General features: G+C 34.1%; 3 protein-coding genes. All 3 read right to left on the bottom strand.

Annotated features, from left to right (window positions below):
* A partial coding sequence (locus OM075_RS25150; protein ID WP_301193320.1) for a flotillin-like FloA family protein occupies nt 1–319 on the bottom strand: 319 nt, incomplete at its 3' end.
* 157 nt (nt 320–476) lie between these two features.
* Nucleotides 477–755, bottom strand: a complete 279-nt coding sequence (locus OM075_RS25145) for a flotillin-like FloA family protein (RefSeq protein WP_301193319.1) — start codon at nt 753–755, stop codon at nt 477–479.
* Nucleotides 756–983: 228 nt separating this feature from the next.
* A partial coding sequence (locus tag OM075_RS25140; protein ID WP_301193321.1) for a flotillin-like FloA family protein occupies nt 984–1,097 on the bottom strand: 114 nt, incomplete at its 5' end.

The raw sequence follows: 1,097 nt of genomic DNA, 5'->3' as shown, positions 1-1,097 counted from the left end.
CTCTCATTGAAGTATCTGCTTCAATATTTTTCATTTTTAAATAATCTAACACACCTAAATTACCAGATCTGAAAGCATCTGCCATAGCTAATGGTCTCTCAGCTTCAGCTTCGATTACTTTAGCTCTTGCTTCTTGTGCTTTCGCTTTCATTTCTTGTTCTAATGCAACCGCCATAGCTCTTCTTTCCTCAGCTTTTACCTGAGCAATATTTTTATCAGCCTCAGCCTGGTCCATTTGAAGAACAGCACCAATGTTTTTACCTATATCGACATCAGCAATATCAATGGATAAAATTTCGAACGCTGTACCGGCATCCAATCCTTTTTCTAATACTACTTTAGAAATAGAATCCGGATTTTCAAGAAGTGCATTATACGATCACGAAGACCAATTGAAGATACGAATGTTTCATTCCTCTCGAAACGTAATTAATTGAAGGCAAAAAAAAAGGAGCTATTGAAGCTCCTTTTTTTATTTATTTTTTATTTGGTTTATGTGGTGATGATTTAGAAATTGAATCTCTCATTGATGTATCTGCTTCAATATTTTTCATTTTTAAATAATCTAACACACCTAAATTACCCGATCTGATAGCATCTGCCATAGCTAATGGTACCTCAGCTTCAGCTTCGATTACTTTAGCTCTTGCTTCTTGTGCTTTCGCTTTCATTTCTTGTTCTAATGCAACCGCCATAGCTCTTCTTTCATCAGCTTTTGCCTGACCAATATTTTTATCAGCTTCCGCCTGGTCCATTTGAAATACAGCACCAAAGTTTTTAACTGTTTCAACATCGGCAATATCAATGTATAAAATTTACCGGCATCCAATCCTTTTTCTAATACTACTTTAGAAATAGAATCCGGATTTTCAAGAACTGCTTTATACGATCACGAAGACCAATTGAAGATACGAATGTTTCATTCCTCTCGAAACGTAATTATTGAAGGCAAAAAAAAGGAGCTATTTAAGCTCCTTTTTTATTTATTTTTTAGTTGGTTTATCTGGTGATGATTTAGAAATTGAATCTCTCATTGAAGTATCTGCTTCAATATTTTTCATTTTTAAATAATCTAACACACCTAAATTACCAGATCT

This window comes from Plebeiibacterium sediminum (genome assembly GCF_026013605.1).
Lineage (GTDB): Bacteria > Bacteroidota > Bacteroidia > Bacteroidales > Marinilabiliaceae > Saccharicrinis > Saccharicrinis sediminus.
The sequence above is the reverse complement of the archived record's forward strand: the minus strand, read 5'-3'. Positions and strand labels throughout refer to the sequence as shown.